This is a genomic window from Acidovorax sp. KNOB132, from assembly GCF_057541515.1.
The window spans coordinates 1-3564 of sequence record NZ_BAAJYT010000326.1; the positions used below are offsets into that span (position 1 = coordinate 1).

The following is a 3564-nucleotide window of genomic DNA, read 5'->3' on the forward strand; positions in this document are numbered from 1 at the left end:
ACGGGGCCGGGGAATCAGGGGGCTATCTCACCGTGGGGCGATTTATGCAGACCTTCCCTAAGCGTCAGGTCCTGCCACCATACCTGCCACGGCGCGATGTTCAACACGAGACTGAAAACATCACCTGCCGCACCCCGGGCTGCGGCTGCCAGTTCAAGCGCATCGGCGAAGACATCTAGGAGAAACTCGACTACCTATCGGGCAGCTTCGCGGTCGAGTGGCATGTGCTAGGCCAGTGGGCTTGCGCCAAATGCCAGACGCTCATCCAGGCGCCGGTGCCGGCGGCTGTCATTGGCAAAGGCATCGCAACTGCCGGCCTGATGGCGAATCTGGTCGTGTCCAAGTACATTGACCACCAACCACTATTCCGCCTGGAGGCCATCATGGGTCGCTCGGGTGTGTCCGTTTTCCGTTCCACTCGGCCGAGTGGGTGGGCACCATCGGCGTGCAACTGGCGCCAAATGATCCAGGCCATGCTCGAGGACCTTCTCATCAGGCCATGTATTGCATGCCGACGAGACACCGGTGGTCATGCTTAAGCCGGGCCTTAGCGAGACGCATCGTGCTTACCTCTGGAGTTACTGCACCATGGTCTGGAATGACATCAATGCGGTCGTCTTCGACTTCACCGCGAGCCGGACCGGGCGCACAACGCCCGTCGCTTCCTGGGCATCGGTGACGGCGGGGTGGGCGGCTGGCGCGGCACGCTCATCTGCGATGACTACTCGGGCTAAAAGCAATCCCTGAATGCAGGCGTGACCCAAACGGCTTGCCTGGCACATGCACGTCGCAAATTGCATGAGTTGTGGTCAGCCACACCAGTATCCTGGCCGAGCGCGCCTTGAAGCTGTTCTGCGTCCTCTACGACGTCGAGCGTGAGGTCAAGGAAATGGACGGGCAGCAAAGGCTGCGCATCCGCCAGATCAAGAGCCGGCCGGCGGCCAATCTGCTGCATGCCATCGTTGATGGCCAACCAGAAGAAACCCACCCGATGGCAGCGCGACAGCCAAGGCCGTCGACTACAGCCTCGAACGCTGGGCGGCGCTGACGCGCTTCATTGACAACGGCGATCTGGCAGCCGAACAACCGCATCGAAAACATGATCCGCCCAATCGCGTTGGGACGCAAGAACTGGCTGTTCGCTGGCAGCCTGCGCGCGTGCCAGAGAGCTGCAGCCATCATGAGCCTGCTGCACACACCGCACGACTTAACGGGCTGGAGCCCTACGCTTATCTCAAGAACGTGTTGGAACGGCTGCCGAAGCAACTTAATACCCGCATCAGAGATCTATTGCCATACCGCGGGCAACCCTGATCAAATTCATCCCTGGCGTCCACGTCACTGTGTCGCAAAACGCGAGCGCACGATGAACTGGAAGGTGCTTGGTGCAGCGTGGTTTTCCCCTTACGCCAGACCCCGCAGCGGCAAGCTGATCGTGAATACGCATCCCTTGCCCGGCCTGTCTTGCACTGTCAACCGCCCGCGATCTGCCTCGACGCTGCGCCTTGCGATTGAAAGTCCCAGTCCGAGGCCCCGCTTGTCGTCGAAGCCTTGCTTGAAAGGCTTGAACATCGTGTCAGCGCTTCCTTCGGGAAGCCCACCACAGCAATCTTCGACATCGATGTTGATCGAATCAGCGGACGTCTGCGCGCGCAGCGTGACCTCGCTACCAGGACGAGTGAACTTGAAGGCGTTCTGTAGCAAATTGCCGAGTGCCGCCATTAGCAGTTCGCGATTGCCTTCAATCGCGAACTGGGCATCCACTTCCGAGATGCGAAGCACGCACCCCGTGTCGGCCGCATAGAGCTGCGCAACGCGACCGGCATCGGCCAAAAAGATTGCGAGCGAGAAGATTCGCGGATGCAAGGGTGCAAGAGCCGCGTCGCGAACAGCCGCCAAGGAATCGTTGATCAAACCTTCCATCGAGCCAAGGCTGCGTCTGAGAACCGCACCCGTCGAGCCGCCAACCGGAAGCCTGCCTGACTCCAGGGCTGCGAACGCGAGCTTGGCGACGTGCAAGTGGTTGCGCAACTCGTGCGCGAAAAAGCCAAGCCGTTCGTTCTCATCCTCGACCTGCCGTCTTGCCACTTCGACGTCGCGCTGGGCAGCAAATTCGGTCACTGCATCGGCGATGGCATTGTCCAGGCAGCGGTTCAGCGTACGGAAATGGTCTACCGAAAATGGGGCGTCACGTTCAACGGCGAGATCAGTGATTGCCTGACACAGGTCGCCATAGTCATGGACAACTTGATCTACGGTGTAGCCGAGTGCAAGCAGTTCGCCGCCATGAACTGTCGCCGAGACGCCCATCTCAGTGAGCGCCGAGCCTTCGCCCCCAGACGCCCCTGAAATTCGCATCCCTCCTGCAATGTCACCATCATCCTCGGCTTCGATGGTGCGAGTCAGCTGATCAAGAAACATCGGAATGCCGTGTGATAGTTGCTCAAGGGTAGCGCCTCGTAAAGGTCGCTGCGCAACTTTGGCTTTGCATCGCTGAATGAGCTCTTCGCGATTGTTCAGTAGAAATCCGCGCATGTTGATCGCCTTGGTGGGGCTGCGGCGTGGCGCCGGTCGCAGCGAGGTGATGGCGGAATCGTCTCGCGTCGCCTGGGTTTGGCACAGTATGCGCCAAGGTCAGTGTCCCCAGTTCCTGCCGATCCAGCGGCATGCAGGGAATGTTAAAAAAAATGCAAGGTGCTTTTATCGTACGCATACCAATGACGTGGCGAGATAACAAATCGATCACCACGCTCAGGTACAGCCAGTCTTCTTGGGTGCGGATGTAGGTAGTGTCCGTGACCCAAGACTGGTTGGGCTCGCTGATGATGAAGCGTCGCTGCAGGCGATTTGGCGCAACCACAGCAGGCTTGTCACCACGACCTCCAATCCGTCGCCAGTAGCCCATCTGGGAAAGCAGTTCTTCGAGCTTGAGCAGAAGAGCCACGCGGTGCTTGCCGCACGTGTCGCCCAGATCGCACATGTTCATGGTCAGCTTGCGCTAGCTGTAGACGCCACCACTCGCCAGCCAAGTGGCTTGAGAAGGCCCAACAGACGATGATCGTCGTTGCCACGAAGACTCGTCGGCTTGGTCTTCCAGACGTAATAGCCGCCGGGATGAATGGCTATGCCTTGCGAAGCCTGCGAACGCTGTGCTCGCGTTCATGGCGCTGTATGAATGCGAACTCACCGGACTGCTTGGCAAAGTACGCTGCGGCCTTTTTTGGGATGTCGCGCGCTCCTCGGTGAAACGCTTGAGCTCGCCTTTAGCCGTCGCAGTTTGTCTGCCTGCGAGGCCTGCGCCTGCCGATTACTGATCGACGTGCGGTGAGTCTTGAGCCATTGATAAAGACTGTGCTGGACTCACGCCCAGCCGGGCCGACACGTCTGGCACCTTGTGGCCGCGCTCGGTGATCTGCTTGACCGCTTAGTCTTGAATTCTTCGGAATATCTCTGCCTACTCATGGCACCTCCTGTTGGGCCTCAGGTTTGAGGCTCGGAGGTGCTTGGTGAAATCCGATACGCGCAGTTGGCATTGATCCAGTAGCGTTGTTCGTGGATGCGTTG

At 59.2% G+C, this 3564-nt stretch carries 4 protein-coding genes and 2 pseudogenes; 4 read left to right on the forward strand and 2 right to left on the reverse strand.

What is annotated here, in order from left to right:
- Positions 1-275: 275 nt before the first annotated feature.
- The 4 genes and pseudogenes from AC27IO_RS21860 to AC27IO_RS21875 form a co-directional block, all read left to right on the forward strand.
- Complete coding sequence (locus tag AC27IO_RS21860; protein ID WP_498740734.1) at positions 276-539, forward strand: IS66 family transposase; 264 nt, start codon at positions 276-278, stop codon at positions 537-539.
- Positions 505-747 (forward strand): IS66 family transposase, encoded by a 243-nt coding sequence (locus AC27IO_RS21865; protein ID WP_498740731.1) that lies wholly within the window; start codon positions 505-507, stop codon positions 745-747. The genes AC27IO_RS21860 and AC27IO_RS21865 overlap by 35 nt, the downstream gene beginning before the upstream one ends.
- 94 nt (positions 748-841) lie before the next feature.
- A complete protein-coding gene (locus AC27IO_RS21870) occupies positions 842-1048 on the forward strand; it encodes a hypothetical protein (RefSeq protein ID WP_487089016.1) in 207 nt (68 codons plus the stop codon).
- Positions 988-1314, forward strand: a pseudogene (locus tag AC27IO_RS21875) (IS66 family transposase); the annotation flags it as partial. The gene AC27IO_RS21870 and the pseudogene AC27IO_RS21875, both read left to right, overlap by 61 nt.
- A gap of 90 nt (positions 1315-1404) precedes the next feature.
- On the opposite strand, the gene AC27IO_RS21880 reads toward AC27IO_RS21875, so the two are convergent.
- Both AC27IO_RS21880 and AC27IO_RS21885 read right to left on the reverse strand, forming a co-directional pair.
- Positions 1405-2421, reverse strand: coding sequence for a sensor histidine kinase (locus tag AC27IO_RS21880; protein WP_498740732.1), 1017 nt, complete (start codon positions 2419-2421; stop codon positions 1405-1407).
- Positions 2422-2718: 297 nt separating this feature from the next.
- Positions 2719-3462 (reverse strand): annotated as a pseudogene (locus AC27IO_RS21885) (transposase); the annotation flags it as partial.
- Positions 3463-3564 lie beyond the last annotated feature (102 nt).

Coding starts and splice junctions, on each gene's coding strand:
- AC27IO_RS21880 (WP_498740732.1), bottom strand. CDS start 2,421: ATGTTTCTTGATCAGCTGACTCGCACCATCGAAGCCGAGGATGATGGT.